The following is a 22,039-nucleotide window of genomic DNA, read 5'->3' on the forward strand; positions in this document are numbered from 1 at the left end:
CTGCCGCCAAGCGCAGCGCTTTGCATTGACCCAGCCCAATCGAAGCCCAAAAAAACGCCGCCCGAAGGCGGCGCGTGAGCCTTGATCCGCTTACACAGTATCAACCCGCAGCGTGCCGTCATCCAGCATGCCTTGCAGTACGGTGTTGATGTCATTACTGGCATACAGCGAAGACAGATCGACGTTTTGCAGTGTCACGGTCTGATCCTCATTGCCGGCTAAGTCACCGGTGCTGCTGGCGTGCACCACGGTATTAACCCCAAAGGTGAAGTTGAGGTAGCTATCCAAGGTGCCTGTTGTCTCACCGACGAGGAAGTCGGCGAAGTCCAAGGCATCGCCTTGTGCCGCACTAAAATCAGTGACCAGCGTTGTACCGGTATCACCCGCTTGCCAGATAAAGCTATCTCCACCGGCTCCGCCGGTTAGGGTGTCGTCACCGCCAGCACCAATGAGCAAATCATCATTAGCGTCGCCGATGAGGGAATCGATACCACTGGAGCCAACCAGCGTTTGCGGCATAAGAGCACCATTCTCGGCAATAGCCACCGTTAAGGTCGCGCTGTCCATATCGCCGTTTTGATCGATCACGGTGTAGGTAAATACCTCTTGGGCAATGCCCGTGACGCCACTGGGCGCGGTGTAGCTCCAAGCGCCGTCAGCACCCAAGCTAAACAGAGCACCAAGGTCGGTGGTGAAGCTTACGCCATCGGCATCCATGAGCTCCTCGCCATGACTGCCGTGAGCGACCTTGTACAGACGTGCACCATCCAACAGCTGGTCGGTGGCACCGTAAGGATCAAGACTTAGCGGGTCATTGTTGGCATCCAACAGCACATTGCCGCTGACCATATTGGGGCCAATGATCTGACCGTTAAGGCTGACATCATCAATGGTCAAAGCGCTTTTGGAGTCACTACCACCACTCGACGTTAGGTCATCCAACGCCGCGAAGGCCACTGTGATTAAGCCAGCCACCCAACCCGAGGGCAGCGTAATGCTGTGGGTCTGCACGCCATTTTGGCGACTGTAGCCGGTACCGCTGGCACCATTGAGATTGTCATCTGCAGAGCTGAGCACATGGATAATCTGCTGCGAGCCATTACTGATCAGCACAAACCCTGCGTCATCCTCAGCCTGGCTGCGCCCTTCACTGGTGACAAAATTCCATTTAAAGCTCAGCTCATCACCACCTTGGGCGTGTATCTGCGTTTTAATTGCAGCACCCTCAACAACCACATCACTGCTGTGACTGTTATAGCTGTTTAGCGCGGCACTGAGTGCAGCCACATCGACGCCTAGGAAGGTAGCCACATCAGCCGCACTGACCTCGTCACCGTCGGTACGAATTAGCGCCGACCGCGTGCCAGAAATAACCAAGCTGCTGTTATAGCCGTTGTCCTGAACGTGGCCGATGGTTTGCCAACCGGCCAAACCCAGTTCGAAATCACCCGAGGTAGACGTACCTGACTGCTCGACATAGGCCTTGTTGTCATAGGCAATCGGCACAGCATCCTTCACGCACACTACCCAATCGGCCGAAGCCGTATCGCCGTCGGCATCCATCACGGTGTAGGTAAAGGTTTCGTCAGTCAGGCTATCGACATTGCTCGGCGCGCTGTAGCTATAAGCACCGGTAGTGAAGTTAACCGTAAACATGCCGCCTGCGGCAGTGGCCACGGTAAGGGTTGTGGTGCCGGCGTCGTAGGCTGGCGAGCTGGTGTTGTAGAGCACACCGTTATGCTCGACCGAAACCACCGGCAGCGCCGCAGGGCCATCGGCACCAAAGCCGTTAGGCAGTACGCCATCGGTAAACAGGTTACCGTCAAGCACACTGCTGGACACGGTGCCGGTCAAGGTACTGGCGAGCTGAGCTAGGTCAGTCACCACCAGGCCGTTCATCTCTGAACCGTTGATACCATTAAACGCCACCGGATCCAGATTGCTCTGTGTCGCACCATTGCCCATGCCTAGGGCGTAAGACTTAATGTCGTTATCAGTTAAGAAGGTCTCCCATGCAGTCTCTTCAGCACCGTTAATACCGTTGCCGCCAGAGCCCGCCACGCCGGGCCAAGTGCTCGACGACGTGGGCTTGCCGTCTGACAAGAAGTAAGCCACGTTCTGCGCACCGGCGATCTTACCGGGTGCGGCAAACGCTGATTGCGCGGTCAACAAGGCCGCATCGTAGTTAGTCAAACCACTGCCTGCGTTATCGGCAAACGCGGTGATAAGGGCTTTGGCATCACTGGCGCTCAGCCAAGCTTCTGCCGAGTTGCTAGGTGTTGAGTCTGCGCCGCTGTTGAAGGTCACCAAACGCACCATCACATCGCCCAAGCCATCGTAGGCATCAACCAACTGGTTAATAGCCGCTTTGGCCACGGCTAGGCGTGAACTAAACACAGCCACATTGGGGTCGTTATCCATACTGCCGGACATATCCAGCACCACCAGCAGGTTTGTGTTGAGCGCACTCGGCTCACTGACGGTGTGCTTGACGTCCTGCGGCTCGGGGATGTCATCGATAATTCGCACACTCAAGGTAGCCGACTGGCTATCCGGATTAAGCGCATCGTCATCGGTGAGTGTCAGGTCGATGTCGTCATACAGACTGTTGCGACCTGCCCCTGCGCTGTGTGTTTCGTTATCCAGCAGGTCGTAGCGATAGCTCACGGTACCCCCTTGCGCATCACCCAAGTAGCCGGTGATGGTGAGGTGATTACCCAAATCGGTGATGATCTGAATCGGTGTGCTGCCGCTATTTTGCAGGGCCGCCAAGCTGATATCGGTGCCTTCTACCGTCAGTTTGGCAATGCCGTCTGGGGCGGCAATACGGAAGTCGCCGGTGTTGCTTTCTAAGCCACCTACCGCGTTGGAGCCTGTGGGCAAGTCGGCCTCATCCACCACGGTATCGCCACCATTGGCCTTGGGCGTAAGGTCAAAAAACTCAACCGGATCATCCACCCCATGAACGGTGATACTCAAGGTTGCCGTATCGCTATCGCCATCGTGATCAGTCAGGGTGTAGTCAAAGTGTTCTTGCAGGCTTTCACCTTCACCCAGCATCTGCACCGCCGCTGAGGCGTTGTTGAGATCGTACGTCCAGCCGCCACCGGCATCGGTACTGGTCAAGCTGCCATACGTGCCGGTGGTGCTAGTAAAGGCGACGCTGGCAGGCTGGTCGGCCCCTTGGGTGTCGTTGTTCAGCACGTTACCGCTTTGGGTATCGTCATCGGCAGCCATGGATGCGCTGTTGTTACGTGCGGTAGGCACATCATCGATGATGTTGATATCCAGTACCGCAGAGTCACTGTCACCATCGCTATCCGTCGCGGTGACGGTGAACTGCTCAAGCTGGCTATTAGTGCCGTTGCCTGCCGGATGATCACCAGCGCTTTGCAGCGCGTAGGTGTAGCTAACAATACCGGTCGACAGATCGACCGCGGTGATGCTCAGGGCGCCTTGCGCACTGGGGATGCTCGGCAACACGGCAACCACCACGCCGGCCACCACAACATCGACACCATTAATGGCCAAGTGCTGTAAGCCATCAGGCGCAGAGACTGCAAACTGACCGCTCACTTCGGTGGACTCTTTGCTGTTATCCGAGCCTAGCGGCAGGTCGTTTTCATTCACGCTGTGCTCTGCACCGTCGGCATCCAAGCCACGCACATACACTGGGCGGTCGACATTATCGACACACAAGTGCAACTCAGCTTCCGAGCTATCGCCATCGCTATCGACTACCCGATAGGTGAACACCTCCTCGGTATTGGCCGGTACATCACTGGGCGCCATGTATTGGTACGAGCCATCGCTGTGGACACGCAAGGTGCCGCCCAAAGGCGTGGTCAGTGTGACCCAATCACCCTGCGTAATGGCCACGGTGACCATATCCACGGCCGCGCTGGGGTCTTGGTCGTAGCTCAATTGCACCAGTGTTAGCGGTGCATCGGCACCGGGCATATCGGCGGGTGCATCCGTGAGCAGATTGCCGGTCACCGGTTGCGGCAAAGTACTTTGCAACTCTGCTGACAGATCAAGCGCGTCATTAACCAACAAGGTGGTGTCGCCACTGTTGCCGACTTTATCTAGTTCAGCCGTGCCACCGCTGATCTCGACACCCACGGCCACCACATCAATGCCTTGGCTATCGACAAAGGCTTGCCAGCCTGCAGGCGCCTCGGCACCGCTGTTGGGCTGACCATCCGAGAGGAAGTAGACCTTGTGCTGATAACCCGCCAGCGCAGGGTTGAGCAAATCACCCTGCAACTCGGTTTGCGCCATGTTCAGCGGCGGCTCGTAGCGAGTCGAGCCGCCATTTAGCAGCACATCCCCAATGGCCGTGATGGCATCGGCAGGGTTGCTGGTTTCAATCAACAGTTCGGCGTTGCCATCAAAGTCGATCACGCGGATGTGCAGGTCCACACCCAGGCCGACATAGCTATTGATCAGATTCGTCAAAGCATCCTGAGCGATGGCTAAACGCGAGGTGGTGCCGCCATTACCGTCGCTGATTGCCCACTGCATGCTGCCCGAAGTATCCAACACTAAGGTCAGGCTAACCGGGCCTAGGTGGGTCTCATCCATGCAGGCATGGTTATCTTTGGCCACAGGGGTGTCGTCATCAACATTGATGCTTAAACGGCCATTGATTTGATCGCCGTCTTTGTCGGTCACTAGGTAACTGACATTAAAGCTTTGATCGTTTTCATTGCCGCCGGCACGGTGGTCTATCGCCGCATTTTGCGTGACGCTGTACTCCCCTGTGCTGGGGTTTAGGCTCAAGGTCAGGACGGTTTCACCGCCCTGTTTAACCAGCAAGTCATTGCCGGCCACCTCATAGGTAAACCCTGCCGGTGCACCGCTATCCAGCCATTGCAGGCTGCCAGCACCGTCTTCACCAAAGTCGTGGTTTAACGTGCCGGTGGTATTAACCCCATCAGGGCCATCGCCAGTGCCGCCCGGGTTACCGCCGAGGGCATCATCATCCAGCCGCACGACCCCATTACTGGTAACCGTTGGGCCATCATCTTTAAAGCCCAGCGCGGCGCCCAAATCCAGCCATGCTGTATCGCCGTCGCCGTCGTTATCTACCGCAGTGCCGCCTAACTTGATCAGGCCGCTGGCCAAAGTAGTCAGCTCGTCCGGATCACCAGTGGGGTGCACGATGGCGCTTATCTGATCTAGCGTCACGCTGCCTGAACTATCAACACTGACACGCCAAGCAACCGCACCGCCAGCATCAGCCGTACCGCCGCTGCCGACGCGACCGACGATGTCATTGCCATCCATATACAGGTAGATCGACTCACCGCTGGCGGTATCCACCAAGCCAGAGTCGGTTCCAGCCGCCGCTACCGCTAGGCTGTAGCTCATGCTTCGCAGGCCATCGGCACCGGACTGCACGGTAAACGCACCGCTGAAGTCAGCGCTGGCATCAACGTCGAAATAGGTTTCATCCACCTGCAATGGCAGGCCCCAGGTCACATTGGTGGAGACATCGTTAAAGTCGTAATCAGAGCGGTTGGTTAAATCCTCCCAGTTCTGATTGCCCGGGGCGGCGGTGTCTTGCAGGTGTGAGCCGCCAGGGTTGAGGTTGGCGTCACTAAACAGCACATGTGCGCCGTCCTCACCGACCAAAGGCACACCACCAGCCACCGCTTGCCACTTGCCCGCGACGAACTGGAACGTCACCGCTGTGTCATTCGCCAAGCTGCCATGATTGCGGCCACCATCGGGGATGATGAAGAAGCCCACTTCGTTTGGATCAAGGCCATTTAAGCTTGCGGTATCACCCGCGCTTTGGTCTTTGACATCAGCCCACAGGATCTTGCCCTCTAGGGGTGTGCCATCTGCCGCCTTGATGTAGTAGCCATAGCTGTTGTGGAAGCCCGCATTGGTGCCTAAGTAAGTTACATACGCGTTGCTATCCAAATCACTGGCGCTGACGGTGGGGGTGTCGTCATCCACATTGATGTGCAGGGTGCCGTGCGCATGGTCGTCATCCCCATCGGTGACTTTATAGCCAACATGAACATGAGCATCATTTTCGGCATTACCTTCGTCATGCAGCACTGGCTTAACCAAGGTGACTAAGTAGGCGCCGGTGGCCGGGTTAGTGAGCGCTACGGTCATGATGGTGCCGCGCGCCGCCGAGCTAATGGTCAGCGTATTGCTGCCGCTATCCCACAGCGAGGTGACGGTTTCTTGCCCTAACTGGGTTGGGCCTGACAACTCAATCGACTTGAGGCCATCAGCACCGGCGGCAAAGTTCAGAGTGCCGCTCACGGTCGTGGCTTGGCCGGCCACATCGCCGTCGCCGCCACTGATGCCGCCACTGAGCCCTTCATCATCGAGCTCATCAGCCGCATAGGTATTGCCGGCAGACGGGCCATCGTCATCAAAACGCACCTGATGACCGATGGTGACGGTATCCGTTGTTTTATCGCCATCACCATCGGTGACGGTTACGGTGGCTTGCAGCCACTGCCCCAAATTGACCTCTTCATCATGGTTATTGGGGTTGGGGTGTTTGAGAGACTCGTACTGAGCCACGCTGAGCTTGCCATTGTCATCAATATGCACGGCAAACACCGCCTCACCGCTGGCGGTGCGGCCCACGACTAAGCCGCCTTCTTCTGTCAGCTTGATGGCATCGCCATCAGTGGTTTGCAGCGTGGTCGAGCCATCGCCCACCACCTTAAGGCCGTAGCTCCAGCTAGCGCCCTCTTCATCTTCGCCCGTGCTGACGTGCGCATGCACCACCGGCGAGTTTTCCTGCGCGTAGGCCAGCATATCGCTGGATACATTAGTCACACTGGCAAACACGCTGGCCAGATTAGCCACGTCATCGCCTTGTAAGCCGGCGCTCTCATCGATGTTAACGCTATGGCCGGTTTTGTGGATGTAAGCACTGGGGCCGTCGTCTTCAAAGCGCACTGCTTGGCCAATCGCCACGCTATCGGTGGCGGTATCGTCATCGCCATCGGTCACAGTAACCACGGCGTTAAGCTTGCCCGCTAGGCTGACAGGCTCGTCATCACGGGTGGTGTCTGGATGATGCAGTGAAATGTACTGCGCCATGCTGATGTGGCCGCTTTCACTGATCGCCACCGCAAATGCGGCTTGCCCATCGTAATTGCCACCGTCGACGCGACCGACAATCAGATCACCTTCGGCGTACAGTTTGATGCTGTCACCGGCGGTGGTTTTAAGCCCCGAATCAACACCATCACCACCGACAATGCTCAAACTCAGCACAGTGGTGGCACCCTCATCGTCTGCGCCATAACTGCTACCAGCACTGGTCACCAGCGCGGCGGCACTTTTGGCAAAACGCGAAAACACGATATCGCTACCGGCATTAACCACACCGGCAAACTCCGGCAATGGACGAAACACATCGTCATCACTGCGTTGCACCCAGAAGGTTTCATCATGGGTCACCGCACCGCCTTCTTGGGTCAGCGCAATGTCGGCGGTGGGGCCATCGTCTTCAAAGCGAATCGCGTGACCAATCTGCACGCTAGCGGTATCGACATCGCCATCACCGTCGGTAATGGTCAGCAGCGCACTGACCTTACCCGACAAGCTCACGGGCTCATCGTGGCTGCTGGTATTGGGGTGCTGCAGAGAAATGTACTGCACCATGCTCAGGTGGCCATTTTGGCCAATAGCCACGGCAAACGCCGCCTCACCGTCGTAGTCGCCACCACTGACGCGACCAACAAGCAGGTCTCCCTCGACAAACAAATTAATGCTGTCGCCCGCTGTGGTTTTAAGACCAGAGTCCGTGCCATTACCGGCATCAATTTGCAGGGTCAGCTCACGCATGGCCCCTTCGTTGTCAGCCCCAAAACTGGAGCCAATGCTTAGCACGACAGGGAACACGTTATAAGCAAATCCGGCGGGGTCCAGATCCGTGCCGGGATTAGCCACATCAGCGAAGGCAGGTAACGCACCAAAGGTGTCGTTATCCCAATCTTGTGGACGGAAAAATGAGGTGAGGATGTTCTGCGCCCCAGCCGACTCATCATGGGTGGTGCTCCCCAGCCCGAAAGGCTTGAGGAACAAATTGGCATGCGGGCCGTCGTCTTCAAACTTAAACACGCCATTGCCTAACGTCACTGCGACACTATCGCTGTCACCATCGCCGTCGGTGGCGGTTTGTACCAACTGCAAGACGCTTGGATCACTCAGCACCAGTGCTTGCACATCATCGGGATCACTGCTGTTGGCGTGCCAAATATTGTTCAGCAGCGTGAAGGTAACTTCGCCACTGTTGGGGTCAATCGCAATACTGAAGTAATTCACCTCGCCTGCCGAACCAGTGATGGTGTTTGCAGACTGATTCAGCACGATGGCCTCACCTTGACCGTAGCCATCCCCATCAACATCACTGGTCGAATGATCATTTGGATCAATGGCGTACAGGCCGGATTCGACATCCTCACCCGTCAAGTTGAGGGAATAACGCACCGCGCCTCGCTCTTCTGAGTCAGCGGCGGGGCCGTCAGCACCGAAGCTTGGGCTAGTGAACAGCCCTTGCACAAAGTCCGCGCTCAGGGTTTGGCTGGCCACGCCGTCACCGGCACTGGGCAGCGGGCTTTCATCCACCGTCAGATCTGGCTGTGCAGCCTCGGGGTTAAGCCCGACCACTGGCACATCATCTTCAACTTGAATGCTGAAACTGCCGGCGGGGAAACCGCCCAGCAGCGGGTCACCGTCACCGTCGGTGGCTTGTAACAGCCCGGAGAAATCAATGCCGTATACCGGTAGCTGCTCACTGTCATCGCCATTGGCTTGTGGGTGATCAAGCTGGGCAAGCAAGGTAAAGGTGTAGCTGCCGTCAGCGCCCACGCTCAGGGTGAACACGTCATAGCCTGCAGGCTCGGCCACCAACAACCGCACGCTATCGAGCGCGTCATCGCCCTGTTCCGCGCCGACATAGCCCACCAAGGTGTCGCCATCAAAGCGGTAGCTCAACGCTTGGCCACCGGAGCTAAGCGTTTGCGCCAGCAGGCTTTGCACGTTTTGACTGAGGCTGAAGTCACCGGGGCCATCAGCGCCGAAGTTCACCAGCACATGCAATGCGCCAGCCGTACCGACAGCGGTCACCGTTTGCGCAGGGTCGAGATCTTCGCCCAGGCCATCGCTGTCTTCGTTATTGCCTTCAAACGGCGCGGTCATGGGGCTGCTCGAGCTCAGAGCATCTTCATGCACCACACCCGAAACCTGCGGACGCAGGGTCACCGAATCAAGATCACTGAACTGCTGATCATCGCTGGGGCCTTGCTCTTCGCCGCCAGCTAAGGTGGGCACGTCATCTTGTACGTTGATGGTAAAGCTGCCCGCCAAGAATCCATCCGGCAGGCTATCGCCATCACCATCGGTGGCATTGAGGATGCTGGAGAAGTCGATGCCAAAACCCGGCAGCCATTCGCCGTCATTGCCGTCTTGTGTGGGGTGATCTAACGGGCCGAGCAAGGTAAAGCTGTAGCTGCCATCAGCACCCACGGTCAGGCTGAACACGTCATAACTGCCGGCATCGGTACCGCTAACGGAGGCCGTTAAGGTATCGCCCACCACGCTGTAACTCAGCGCTTGCCCTGCCGAAGTCAGGCCCTGCGACTCCAACTCGCTCACATCGGTGAGCAGGCTGAAGCTTCCGGGGCCGTCAGCCCCAAAGTTAACCAAGCTAAACAGCGCACCGGCAGAGCCTGACACGCTGGCCTGCTGGAAGGCATCATCGTTTCCTTCGTGCGGCGCGCCCGGCTGCATCAGGGCATCTTCAAACACCGCTTCGTTAATGCCGCCTTCTTCATTCTCAACTGGCAGCGGGCCGTCGTCTTCAAACTTAAACACGCCATTGCCTAACGTCACTGCGACACTGGCGCTGTCACCATCGCCGTCGGTGGCGGTTTGTACCAACTGCAAGACGCTTGGATCACTCAGCACCAGTGCTTGCACATCATCGGGATCACTGCTGTTGGCGTGCCAAATATTGTTCAGCAGCGTGAAGGTAACTTCGCCACTGTTGGGGTCAATCGCAATACTGAAGTAATTCACCTCGCCTGCCGAACCAGTGATGGTGTTTGCAGACTGATTCAGCACGATGGCCTCACCTTGACCGTAGCCATCCCCATCAACATCACTGGTCGAATGATCATTTGGATCAATGGCGTACAGGCCGGATTCGACATCCTCACCCGTCAAGTTGAGGGAATAACGCACCGCGCCTCGCTCTTCTGAGTCAGCGGCGGGGCCGTCAGCACCGAAGCTTGGGCTAGTGAACAGCCCTTGCACAAAGTCCGCGCTCAGGGTTTGGCTGGCCACGCCGTCACCGGCACTGGGCAGCGGGCTTTCATCCACCGTCAGATCTGGCTGTGCAGCCTCGGGGTTAAGCCCGACCACTGGCACATCATCTTCAACTTGAATGCTGAAACTGCCGGCGGGGAAACCGCCCAGCAGCGGGTCACCGTCACCGTCGGTGGCTTGTAACAGCCCGGAGAAATCAATGCCGTATACCGGTAGCTGCTCACTGTCATCGCCATTGGCTTGTGGGTGATCAAGCTGGGCAAGCAAGGTAAAGGTGTAGCTGCCGTCAGCGCCCACGCTCAGGGTGAACACGTCATAGCCTGCAGGCTCGGCCACCAACAACCGCACGCTATCGAGCGCGTCATCGCCCTGTTCCGCGCCGACATAGCCCACCAAGGTGTCGCCATCAAAGCGGTAGCTCAACGCTTGGCCACCGGAGCTAAGCGTTTGCGCCAGCAGGCTTTGCACGTTTTGACTGAGGCTGAAGTCACCGGGGCCATCAGCGCCGAAGTTCACCAGCACATGCAATGCGCCAGCCGTACCGACAGCGGTCACCGTTTGCGCAGGGTCGAGATCTTCGCCCAGGCCATCGCTGTCTTCGTTATTGCCTTCAAACGGCGCGGTCATGGGGCTGCTCGAGCTCAGAGCATCTTCATGCACCACACCCGAAACCTGCGGACGCAGGGTCACCGAATCAAGATCACTGAACTGCTGATCATCGCTGGGGCCTTGCTCTTCGCCGCCAGCTAAGGTGGGCACGTCATCTTGTACGTTGATGGTAAAGCTGCCCGCCAAGAATCCATCCGGCAGGCTATCGCCATCACCATCGGTGGCATTGAGGATGCTGGAGAAGTCGATGCCAAAACCCGGCAGCCATTCGCCGTCATTGCCGTCTTGTGTGGGGTGATCTAACGGGCCGAGCAAGGTAAAGCTGTAGCTGCCATCAGCACCCACGGTCAGGCTGAACACGTCATAACTGCCGGCATCGGTACCGCTAACGGAGGCCGTTAAGGTATCGCCCACCACGCTGTAACTCAGCGCTTGCCCTGCCGAAGTCAGGCCCTGCGACTCCAACTCGCTCACATCGGTGAGCAGGCTGAAGCTTCCGGGGCCGTCAGCCCCAAAGTTAACCAAGCTAAACAGCGCACCGGCAGAGCCTGACACGCTGGCCTGCTGGAAGGCATCATCGTTTCCTTCGTGCGGCGCGCCCGGCTGCATCAGGGCATCTTCAAACACCGCTTCGTTAATGCCGCCTTCTTCATTCTCAACCGGCAGTGGGCCGTCGTCGTTCACCGCAATCGTTAGCGTGGCTTCTGGCGACACATCGCCGCTGCCATCGGTGACCCGCACTTGGAACGGGTCAAACACTTGGTCAGCCGCCCCACGATCACCATCACCATCGGTGGTGCTGTTATCGCTGTGCAAAATACTGTTGCTGGTGAGGGTGTAGATCCAGCTGCCGTCAGGGTTAACCGACAGCTCGCCATACACACCGTTAACCACTGTGCCGGGCGCGGTGATGGCAACCCAATTACCGCCCGCGTCTTGCACTTCCAACAGGGCCAGCGTTTCACGGCCGGTATCGATCACAAACGCCCCGGAGGTGGTCAGGGTGCCTCCACCTGTGCCATTGCTCAGCGCGGACTCATCCACCACATCGCCATCAAGATTAAGATCCGGCGTTGAAACGCTAGGGATGCTGTTATCTGGGTCAGGGTCTGCATCAAGCGTATCGATGGCAAAGCCAATGGGGCCTGTTGGGTAGCCAATCTGCGGATCAACACGATCACCTGTGGCATCCAACAATACAAAGCTATGCCCGCTCCCAGCACCACCCGGCGCACCCGGTGCACCAGCGGCGGTTGGGCCTGCGGCAGTGGCTTCAGCCAAGGCGGTCGGGTCGGCGCCGGCGGCGATGGCCGCTTGTAAGGCCTCAACATCGCTTTGCACGGCGGCGCTATCTGTGGGGGTAGCCGCTGGCGCGGTTGACTCACCGCCGCCTCGGGCCAAGTTCAGCAAGCCGCTATCTAAGGTAACGCTGTCACCGCGCCCTAACGTGGCTTCGCCACCGTTAGACAAGGCAACCCGCACCGCTCCAGAGTCAGCGGTGATGATTTGTTCATTGAGATAAACCCGATCGCCTTCACTGAGAAGACGACGCGATCCATCGCTGGCCTGTACGTAGACTTCGCCGATTACTTGGCTGACGACACCAACTTGCGTGGCCATTTCCTAACCCTCCATCCGCATGCTCACAGCCGCCTGCCTTTGAAGGCCTACGACACTGCATTTCTCTGGGAGGGACAGATGCTCTACGTCGAGTTACCACTGACGTCTTTCACCACCTTATTCGATGTAACGGCGGCAAATCCTACGCACCATAACCTCCCGACCCTGTTCATTAGGGAGTTCGTTAGCGTGCCTTGCGTTCAATATCAGCATGATATCGCTGGAAATTTGACATCAAGTCATCGGTAACGCTCTCCACCTCAGTAACCCCGTGCTGCGCAAAGCAAATTGCAGCAAAAACGGGCATTACAGACTAAATAGTGTGCGCCATATCACGATTCACATAAGAACCATTGCTCATATGCTTTGTAGCCAATCGTTCTAAAGAGCCAGTAAAAGTTGAACTTGAATAGGTAGTTACAAGCCGCAACCGACCCACCGACAAGAAAACGTCAACCGATTGGCGGCATTAAAGGACTAAATACGGAGAAATCACCATGCGCACGCCAGCCCTTTCACTGCTCAGCGGGGCACTGGTCTTAGCCCTCAGTAGTTCTACAAGCCAAGCCATGAGTCTGACCGAAGCCATTCAGTCAGCCATTGATTACCACCCAGAGGTGCGCGCCGCTCAGCAAAGCCGCCTCAGCGCCGATGAAGAGCTCAATGTCGCCAAAGGCGGCTACTACCCCGTTATCGACTTAATTGGCGCTTACGGCCGTGAAAACACTGACAGCCCCGGCGTGCGTGCCACCGGTGATCACGGGGTTACCTACACCCGCAGCAGCGCCGAACTGCGTTTACGGCAGATGCTGTTTGATGGCTTTGCCACCAAAAATGAAGTCGGCCGCAATGAAGCCACCGTCAACTCACGGGCTTACTTAATGCAGGGCTTAGCGCAGTCCATCGGCCTGCGCGCGGTGGAGGTGTACCTCGACGTGATGAAACGCCGCCAGCAAGTCAGCTGGGCAGAGGAAAACCTGCGCAGCCACCAACGCATCCACGATCAAATCAGCTTGCGCTCTGAACGCGGCGTTGGCAGCACCGCCGACCGTGATCAGTCCGAGGCACGTTTAGCCTTGGCGCAGAACAACCTCTACACCGAGCAAGTCAACTTGGCTGACGCCGAGACCAATTTCGTTAGCGTGATCGGCAAGATGCCTGACCTGCTTGAGGCCCCCACAGAGCTTGCCGCCACAGTACCCAGCACGCTGACCGATGCACGCAAGCGGGCACAAATGAACAACCCGTATTTAAAGTCAGCCCAAGCCGATGTGGACGCCACCGAGAAGCAATATGAGGCCGCCAAATCCCCCTTCTATCCGCGCTTTGACTTAGAACTGGCGCAAGGCACCGGCGATAACTTTGACGGCATTGAAGGCCACAACAACGAATGGCGCGCGCAAGTGCTGATGAATTACAACCTCTACAACGGCGGACGCGATAAGGCGCGCAAGCAGTCCACCGCGTATCAAATGAATGAAGCCATGGAAGTGCGCAACAACGCCCTGCGCCTGATCAATGAAGAACTGGGGCTGACCTGGAACGCCCTCAACAACGTGCGCCAACAGCTCCCCCAAGCCAAGGATTACGCCCAGTCCAGTGACAAAGTTCGCTCGGCCTATCAGCAACAGTTCAGCGTCGGCCAGCGTACCTTGCTGGATCTGCTCGATAGCGAAAACGAGCTATTTACCGCGCGTCGCCGCTACACCGAACTACAATTTGATGAGCGGTTTGCGCAACATCGACTGCTCAGCACCACCGGTGAGCTGCTGAAATCACGACAAATCGTGCTGCCAGCCGAGGCCACCTCGCTGACCGATGTAAAAAGCCAAGCCAGCCTTCCGGAGATTCGCTAACGGACTCAGCACCTTATGGCTTATCAAGCGCACACCGCTTCAGCAGGCGCCGCCGAACCGCAGAAAAAGGATCAGCGGCATGCGCATGACAACCCTCTGCTTGATGCACTGCTGCTGCTGTGCCGCCATTACGAGCGGCCAGCCAGCAGAGCAAGCCTCACCGCCGGCCTGCCGCTCCCCGAGCAGCGCCTAACCTTAGAGCTACTCCCCCGCGCTGCCGACCGCGCCCACTTAAAGGTGCGGGTGCTTGAGCGCAAACTCACGCACATCAACGACATCAACCTGCCCGTGATCTTGATGTTTAACAGTGGCAGTTGTTGCGTGCTGCTGGAGTGGATCGACCAAGAGCATGCGCGCATTTTGCCGGCCGAAGCCGACGGCGGCGAGCAAACGGTGACCCGCGAACAACTGCACAAAGCCTACAGCGGCCAAGCGGTGTTCATTCGCCCCGTTCACGAGCACGCCCCCGAGCGGATGGCGCTACTGCCAAGGGTCGAAGCTTGGCTACAAGACGCGCTCAAGCTGTCACGCGGCCTGTACGTCGATGCCCTGCTCGCCAGTTTGCTGGTCAACCTGCTGGGCCTCACCGTGCCGCTGTTTGTGATGCAGGTTTACGATCGCGTAGTGCCCAACCAAGCGTTATCAACCTTATGGGTACTGGCACTGGGCTTAGGGCTAGCGTGTGGTTTTGAGTTATTGCTGCGCATTTTGCGCGGTTACTTTCTTGACTTGGCCGGTAAAAAAACCGACCTCGTGCTCTCAGCCAGCATCTTTGAGCGCATCACCGGCATGGCACTGAAAGCGCGGCCCGCCTCGGTCGGCGCGTTTGCCCAGCACATTCATGACTTTCAAGGCCTGCGCGATTTTCTAACCTCGCTGACCCTCGCCAGCCTGATCGATCTACCCTTCGTGTTTTTGATGCTCGGCGTAATTTTCTTGTTGGGCGGCACCTTGGTCTGGGTGCCGTTACTGGCGTTCCCGCTGACCATCCTGATCGGCATCATCATTCACTTACAGCTCAAAGACGTGGTCAAGCGCAGCCTTACCTTAGGTGCCGAACGCCAAGCGCTGCTGATTGAAACCTTAAGCGCGCTGGATGCCCTCAAGACCCTCGGCGGCGAGAGTGAGCGCCAGCATCAGTGGGAGCAAACCCTCGGCACGCTGGCCAAACTGGATTTACGCAGCCACTTTCTTGCCACCCTAGCCATCAACAGCACCCTGTTTACCCAGCAACTGGCAGGCATCAGCATCATCATTGCCGGGGTGTATCAGATCATCGACGGCAACATGAGCGTCGGTGCGCTGGTTGCCTGCTACATGCTCAACAGCCGCGTGCTTGCACCGCTGGGGCAAATCGCCGGGATCTTCTCGCGCTACCAACAAGCCCGCGTGACCAAAGACTACACCGACACCTTGATGCAGCTACCACAAGAGCGCCAAGCCAATCAGCGCCCGCTGGAAGGCATCGCCTTAAAAGGCGAACTAGAAGCACAACACCTCGACTTCACGTACCCCGGCCAGCAACACCCTTCACTGCAAAACATTCAACTGCACCTCAAACCTGGCGAGCGCGTCGGCATCATCGGCCGCAGCGGCTCAGGTAAAAGCACCCTCGGGCGCTTGTTGGTTGGTTTTTATCAGCCGGACAAAGGTGCGGTACTGCTCGACAACATCGACATCCGCCAGCTCGACATCGCCGACTTACGCCACCACTTAGGCTACGTTGCGCAAGACGTGCAGCTGTTCTCCGGAAGCTTGCGCGACAACCTGACCTTTGGCGCCCGCTATGTCAGCGACGCGCGCATGCTGGAAGTTGCCGACCTGTGCGGCGTCAGCGACTTTGCCCGCCAGCACCCCGAAGGCTTTAATCGCGCTGTTGGCGAGCGCGGCGCGCTACTCAGCGGCGGTCAACGCCAAGCCGTGGCCATCGCCCGCTCCCTGCTGCTCGACCCCAAGCTGTTGATCCTGGATGAACCCACCAGCTCGATGGACAACACCAGCGAAGAGCATCTGCGCCAGCGCCTGCTGCCCATCGTGCACAACAAAACCATGGTGTTGATCACCCACCGCACCTCGCTGCTGAGCTTGGTTGATCGACTGGTGGTGATGGACAACGGCCATATCGTGGCCGACGGCCCCAAAGAATTGGTCATCGAAGCGCTCAAGAGCGGCAAAATCAACCCGATCCACAAGCGCAGTGGTGAGCACTGATGGCCCTGTCTTTAGGCTTTGGTCGCTTAAGCCGGCTGTTCAGTGCGCCGGAGGAACAAGCCTACGCCAATGAGGTCGATGTCGCGCTGGAGGAGCAAGCCCCCATCGCCGCCCGTTTACTGCTGTGGACTTTGCTCGCCCTGCTGATCGGCGGCATCAGCTGGGCCTACTTTGCCAAGCTGGAAGAGATCACTCGGGGTGAAGGCAAGGCTATACCCTCCAGCAAGATCCAAAAAATCCAAAACCTTGAAGGCGGTATCGTGGCGGAGATTTTTGTCCGCGAAGGCCAAGTGGTCGACGCGGGGCAAACCCTATTGCGTCTGGATGCCACTCGCTACGTATCCAATCAATATGAAACCGAAGGCGACCGCATGGCGCTGCTCGCCACCGTGACCCGCTTGCGGGCCGAAGTGAACGGTGTTGATTTGACGTTTACCGATGAGTTTGACGCGTTCCCACGGATTGCCGCCGACGAACTGGCGCTGTATCAATCTCGCCAAGCACGCTTACAAGGTGAGGTGCGCATCCTTGAGGAGCAAAAACGCCAAAAGCAACAAGAGCTGGCCGAATTTGAGGCCAAAAGTAAGCAGTACCGCTCCAGCGTTGGCCTGCTGCAACGCGAGCTGAACATGTCAGCGCCACTGGTAAAAAGCGGAGCCATGAGTGAAGTGGAAATCCTGCGCCTGCGCCGCAGCCTAGTCGACAGCCAAGGCCAGCTTGATGCTGCACGCTTGGCGATTCCGCGCGCTCAATCTGCGATTGAAGAAATTGAACGACGGATTGAGGACAGCCGCCTAAGCTTTCGCACCGACGCCCTGCGTGAGCTGAATGAAGCCCGCACTGAGCTGTCGAAAACCACCGCCAGCATGAGCGCCATTGACGACCGCGTTAGCCGCACCACGGTGACCTCGCCAGTGCGCGGCATTGTTAAGCAGTTACTGGTCAACACCATTGGCGGCGTGGTGCAGCCCGGCAGCGATTTGCTCGAAATCGTGCCGCTGGATGACAAGCTGCTGGTCGAGGCGCAAATCCGCCCGCAAGACATCGCCTTTCTGCACCCGGGGCAAAATGCGATGGTGAAGTTTACCGCCTACGACTACACCATTTACGGCGGGCTCAAAGCTCACCTTGAACACATCAGCGCCGATACCATCACCGACCAAGAAGGCAACAGTTTCTATCTGATTCGCCTACGCACCGAACGCAATCACTTAGGCCGCGAAGACAACCCGCTGTTGATTATTCCCGGCATGGTCGCCAGCGTTGACATCATCACCGGCGAAAAAAGCGTGCTGGATTACCTGTTAAAACCTGTGCTTAAAGCGCGCTCGGAAGCCATGCGCGAGCGCTAAATCAGTCCGCCATCGTCATCACTCAGCAAACGATTCAAGCCATTGACGGTGGCGCGGTTTTTGGCCCGCTCGCTGAGTTTGTTGCGGGCGGCTTCAGGCAAGTCGGTGTAGCGAATATGGCCTTTGTTGATCAGCACATCGACCACATCTTCCAACACCCGCACCAGATCCAAATCGGAATCTTGCAGCAAACGCAGACTGTGTTTGGCGTTATCGCGCAGCCAAGCCAGCACTTGCGGGTCATCTTCTGGCAAGCACTCTTGCTCGGCGTAGCTTGGGCTAGCGCTCACGTGGCAAATCTGTTGTTGGGCATCGCGTTGAATAAACAGCATGGCAAGCTCCTGCCTGACGATCCTTGGCCAACGCACCTGTCACCGATTCAGGGCAAGCCCCTCAAACAGGTACGCCTTTAACCATAGCTGCAAATGCCTGCGCATTGCGCACAACATGCCAGCCAGATGGCTACCAGCCTTGCAGCATGCGCCAGCAGTCGCTGCCATCGAGCAGCATATGAATGATCAAGCCCGCGCCACACCAACGCAGCCACAAAGGCTTTGGCAGCAGTAACAACAGTGGGTAGAGCCAAAGCCAAGGGCTGCTGTGCAAGGGATGAAAGCCCAAACTGCAGCGATCAGGGGCAAAGATGGGGTCAGCCAATAGGTGATCCAAATCCACCAGCATGGTCGCCAACATTACCCACAACGCCGGCCAAAATTGCTTGGCCCACACCCAGCGTGCCAATGCCGCCGGCACCAGAACATGCAAAACCAAGTGAAGCATCGCCGCCACACTCATAAGCGTTGTAATTGCCCGTATAAGCGCGCGTAGAGCCCATCACCAGCCAGCAATTCGCGATGCCCGCCTTGTTCGGCAATGCGGCCGCCGTCAAACACCAAGACGCGATCAGCTTGCTTCACCGCTGACAAGCGATGAGCCACGATCAAGGTCGTGCGTCCCTGCAAGAAAGGCCGCAAGGCTTGGTGCAGGGCATGCTCAGTCGCGGCATCCAGCGCTGAGGTCGCCTCATCTAAAATCACGATGCGCGGATTGGCCAAAATCATCCGTGCTACCGCCAAGCGCTGGCGTTGTCCGCCCGATAAACGCACCCCTTGGCGCCCCACCACACTGTCCAAACCTTGCGCCATCGCGCGTACGGTAGGGGCTAGCTGCGCCATTTCCAGCGCTTGCCAACACGCCTCATCGCTGCGCTCACGCCCTAAGGTTAAGTTGGCGCGCAGGGTGTCGTTAAACAACGCCGGATGCTGCAACACCACCGCCACGTGCTCGCGCACGCAAGGCAAGCCAATCTGCTCAAGCGGCACGCCACCATAAGCAATTTGCCCCGATTGCGGGGTGTACAAGCCCAGCAGCAATTGCACGAGCGTACTTTTGCCCCCGCCGCTGGCACCCACCAGCGCCACCTTTTCCCCCGGCGCAATGCTGAGGTTTAAATCTTGCAACACAGGGTCTTGTTGATAGGCAAAGCTTAGCCCTGCGACCTCCACACTCACGCCACCTGGCGCAGCAAAGGGGTTATGCAACGCGGGGTAATCCGGCTCGTCGGCGCGGGCGAGCAAGTCATTCAAACGACCACGCGCGGCATCGGCGGCGTAATACGCATATTGAATGCTGAGCAACTGCTCCACGGGGCCAATCATGAACCACAAATAACTGAACACCGCGAGCATCTGCCCGATGGATAAATCCGACAGCAGCACCGTCAACATCGCCGCGGCGCGGAACACATCAATACCCAGCTGGAAGATCACCCCGCTGGCGCGCCCTGCCGCGTCGCTTTTCCATTCTGCCGCCACGGCAAAATCACGTACTTCGCGCGCGCGTTCACGCAAGCGTCCCATGAAGGTGGCTTGGCGATTGCCCGCACGCACCTCTTGAATGGCTTCAAGGGTTTCGGTCAGCGCTTGGGTAAAGTGTGAGGTACCTTCGTTTTCGCGGCGCTTTAACTCTTTGACCTGCTTACCCAATTTGACCGTGAGCAGAATCACCAAGGGGTTAAAACACAAAATCAGCAACGCCAGCTGCCAGTGCATCCACAATAAGATGCCCGCCGTGCCGATGATCATCAGCAACGAAACCAAAAACCGACTAATGCTTTGCCCGATAAAGGTATCGAGCGTCGCCAGATCGGTCACCAGGTGACTGCTGACGGTGCCGCCGCCGAGTGTTTCGTACTCTGCCAGTGCAATGCGCTCAAGGCGCGCCAGCAAACGCAAGCGCAGGCGGTACACCACATCTTTGGCTAAGCGCGCAAACAGGCGCGCCTGCAGCACGCTGAATAACAAGTTAAGCGCGCGCAAAAGCAGCGTAATCAGCAGCATGGCGCCAATGTAACCGGCCGCCACTTGGGCCTCGGCGGGCAGAACATGATCCAGCACATCCAAGGCACTGCGACCTTGCTGCAACAGCACCTCATCCACCAGCAAGGGCAACAACAGCGGCAACGGCACGCTGCACAGGGTGACCAACAGCGCCAACAGGTGAGCCTTGATCAATGCCTTACGGTGTTTGAACGCTAACGCGCGGATATCTGCCCAGCGAATCTGTGTGGTTATCGCATCACTCATGTCGCAAGCTGCTGCAACCAGCGCGCTAACAACGGGCTCAGCTCATCAAAGGCTCGATAACCATTGGTTAGCAGCGCTAGCTGATCGTTGTGTTCCAGCAAAACCGTTGGAAAGCCTGAAATACCTAAACGCTCGACCCACGCAAAATCGGCTTCGGTGGCAGCTCGGCACGTTGTGCTGTCAAACACGTCGACAAACTCAATCGCTGGCACACCGGCCGCTTCCACACAAGCCGCCAACACGTTGGCACGCGTCACGTCTTGGCCTTGCGCGTAAAAAGCCTGCTGGATGTTATGCGCTGCGGCAGGCACTAATTCAGGCGCTAACTGACGCACCGCCACCAGCGCGCGACAAGCCGGCTCCGTATCGTAGACAAAGCCGCTGGGCATGGCCTCTTCGCGGCGAAACGGCTGGCCGCTGGTCTGCGCCACCGCTTGCCAGTGCTCCAAGATATAAGCTCGCTTAGCAGGATCTAGCGCGGCGCCACCGCGGCGTAAACCACCAACGCGCCACTCGCTCGACACGCCACTGGCAGCGGCTTGCTCAGCCAAACGCGCCGCCACCGGTGAAAACCCCCAGCACCATGAGCACATGGGGTCCATGACATAGATTAGGCGGGCCATACGTTAATGGTCGTGCTTGCTGCCGCCCTGGCAGCGCGGGGAGTCAGGCGCGGCACTCTGCTGCTGCCACTCATCGGCGGTATAGGTATGCAGCGCCAAAGCGTGCACTTGCTGCATCAAGTCGCCCAAAACCGCGTACACCTGCTGATGGCGTTTAACACGGTTTAAGCCATTGAACTGCTCACTGACAATCACCGCCTTGTAATGGGTTTCTTGGCCACGGCTGTGCATGTGGCTTTCATCCAACACCTCAAGGTGTTGCGGCTGCAATGCGTTTAGCGCTTGCTCTAGGCTGTGTTGTTTATTCACGACTTATCCTTGGCTTTTAGCTTGGCACTCATCTCATCCATCATCGCATTGATGGCCGGCACGGCTTTTTCAATCCGCGCCTGGGTCAACTCGGCAGACTGCTGGGTTAAGGCCGGCATCTGATTAAGCACCTTAACCCCTAGCGGCGACTGATAGAACGCAATCAACTCTTTGAGTTCCGCCTCACTGAAGGATTGGGTATACAGCGCGACCAGCGCCGGCTTGATTTGCGGCCAAGCAACGTACTTATCGAGTTCGCCATTAGCGCGTGCCTGAAAATGCTCAAGCACCGCCGCATCGGCTTCAGTGCCGCCATTTTGCGCAAAACCTTGCACAAACATTTGCTGCACTTGCGCGTACACCGGCACCACTAAGCGGTCGGCCTTAACCAACTTTAAAAACGTCTCAGCCTGCTGTTCATGTGAGCTGGCCGCTTGGGCCATGGCACCCATGCTTAAAGTAAGAAACAGTAGACAGGCTTGCAGATGGCGCATTGTGTAATCTCCCAAGAAAAGGCGAGCATTTTGCGCCCTGAGCCCCAGTGCAGCAACAAGCGTCAC

The 22,039-nt window shown here is 57.6% G+C and carries 10 protein-coding genes; 3 read left to right on the forward strand and 7 right to left on the reverse strand.

Going from position 1 to position 22,039, the window contains the following annotated elements:
• Positions 1-90: 90 nt before the first annotated feature.
• Positions 91-12,543: a retention module-containing protein gene (locus MKI83_RS05975; RefSeq protein ID WP_241584008.1), complete on the reverse strand. Its 12,453-nt coding sequence runs from the start codon at positions 12,541-12,543 to the stop codon at positions 91-93.
• A 497-nt stretch (positions 12,544-13,040) separates the two neighbouring features.
• On the opposite strand from MKI83_RS05975, the gene MKI83_RS05980 reads away from it, so the two are divergent.
• Genes MKI83_RS05980 through MKI83_RS05990 form a run of 3 tightly spaced genes read left to right on the forward strand, consistent with a single transcriptional unit; the run spans position 13,041 to position 17,962 of the window.
• Positions 13,041-14,399 carry a TolC family outer membrane protein gene (locus MKI83_RS05980; protein ID WP_241584009.1) on the forward strand — a complete coding sequence of 453 codons (1,359 nt, stop codon included), beginning with the start codon at positions 13,041-13,043 and terminating at the stop codon, positions 14,397-14,399.
• 15 nt (positions 14,400-14,414) lie between these two features.
• Positions 14,415-16,610 carry a type I secretion system permease/ATPase gene (locus MKI83_RS05985; RefSeq protein ID WP_241584010.1) on the forward strand — a complete coding sequence of 732 codons (2,196 nt, stop codon included), beginning with the start codon at positions 14,415-14,417 and terminating at the stop codon, positions 16,608-16,610.
• Positions 16,610-17,962, forward strand: coding sequence for an HlyD family type I secretion periplasmic adaptor subunit (locus MKI83_RS05990; protein WP_241584011.1), 1,353 nt, complete (start codon positions 16,610-16,612; stop codon positions 17,960-17,962). Before MKI83_RS05985 ends, MKI83_RS05990 begins: the two co-directional genes overlap by 1 nt.
• On the opposite strand, the gene MKI83_RS05995 is transcribed toward MKI83_RS05990, so the two are convergent.
• The 6 genes from MKI83_RS05995 to MKI83_RS06020 form a co-directional block, all read right to left on the reverse strand.
• Positions 17,959-18,294: a tryptophan synthase subunit beta gene (locus MKI83_RS05995; protein ID WP_241584012.1), complete on the reverse strand. Its 336-nt coding sequence runs from the start codon at positions 18,292-18,294 to the stop codon at positions 17,959-17,961. The genes MKI83_RS05990 and MKI83_RS05995 overlap by 4 nt on opposite strands.
• Before the next feature lie 130 nt (positions 18,295-18,424).
• Positions 18,425-18,742 (reverse strand): DUF6122 family protein, encoded by a 318-nt coding sequence (locus MKI83_RS06000; protein WP_241584013.1) that lies wholly within the window; start codon positions 18,740-18,742, stop codon positions 18,425-18,427.
• Positions 18,743-18,753: 11 nt separating this feature from the next.
• Positions 18,754-20,547 (reverse strand): ABC transporter ATP-binding protein, encoded by a 1,794-nt coding sequence (locus MKI83_RS06005; RefSeq protein ID WP_241584014.1) that lies wholly within the window; start codon positions 20,545-20,547, stop codon positions 18,754-18,756.
• Entirely contained in the window at positions 20,544-21,170 is a 627-nt protein-coding gene (locus MKI83_RS06010; RefSeq protein ID WP_241584015.1) for a DsbA family protein, read from the reverse strand. Before MKI83_RS06010 ends, MKI83_RS06005 begins: the two co-directional genes overlap by 4 nt.
• A gap of 3 nt (positions 21,171-21,173) precedes the next feature.
• Positions 21,174-21,479, reverse strand: a complete 306-nt coding sequence (locus MKI83_RS06015) for a BolA family protein (RefSeq protein WP_241584017.1) — start codon at positions 21,477-21,479, stop codon at positions 21,174-21,176.
• The gene (locus MKI83_RS06020) at positions 21,476-21,973 is read right to left on the reverse strand and encodes a DUF2059 domain-containing protein (RefSeq protein WP_241584018.1); all 498 of its coding nucleotides are present in this window, start codon (positions 21,971-21,973) and stop codon (positions 21,476-21,478) included. Before MKI83_RS06020 ends, MKI83_RS06015 begins: the two co-directional genes overlap by 4 nt.
• Between the last annotated feature and the right edge of the window lie 66 nt (positions 21,974-22,039).

The organism is Atopomonas sediminilitoris, assembly GCF_022601735.1.
In the GTDB taxonomy this organism is placed as follows: Bacteria; Pseudomonadota; Gammaproteobacteria; order Pseudomonadales; family Pseudomonadaceae; genus Atopomonas; species Atopomonas sediminilitoris.